At 64.1% G+C, this 548-nt stretch carries 1 protein-coding gene; it reads left to right on the forward strand.

From position 1 onward, the window contains the following. Positions 1–174: 174 nt before the first annotated feature. Positions 175–548 (forward strand): transposase family protein (locus F2P44_RS34535; protein WP_167094615.1); only part of this gene is annotated, 374 nt, incomplete at its 3' end.

Consider the following 548-nt stretch of genomic DNA (forward strand, 5'->3'; position numbering starts at 1 on the left):
GGTTCTACCGTCCCGGAGTGCGGTCAAGGGCGGCGCGCGCTGCGCGCGTGCCGGCGTAGCGCACCCTTGACGGCATGCAGGGCGCATACGCTGGTCCATGGCCGCCGACGCGGCAGGCCGTGGCGGCGACCTTGGACAACAGGCGTGCCGGCGTTTCCGGCTGGAGAGGGCAGTTTGAGTATTGGCATGGAAACCCTGTTCACCACCGCACTGGGCTTGCAAGCCCCGTGGGAGGTGAGCGAATTGAAGCTCGACACGGGAGCGAGACGGATCGACTTTGAAGTTCGCTATCAAAGCGAGGAAATGGCCTGCCCCGCCTGCAAGGCGCCGGCGCAGAAGATCCACAGCCGCATGCAGCGCAGCTGGCGGCACCTCGATTTCTTTCAATTTGAAGCTTGGGTGCACGCAGAAGTACCGCGCGTGCGCTGCCGCTCCTGCGGAAAGACCTCGCGCATCGAGGTCCCATGGTCGCGCCCTGGCAGTCATTTCACTCTACTGTTCGAGGCTCTGGCCATGTCCTTGTGCCAAACAATGACCGTGGCCGAGAC

This window comes from Massilia frigida (assembly GCF_011682175.1).
In the GTDB taxonomy this organism is placed as follows: Bacteria; Pseudomonadota; Gammaproteobacteria; order Burkholderiales; family Burkholderiaceae_D; genus Telluria_A; species Telluria_A frigida.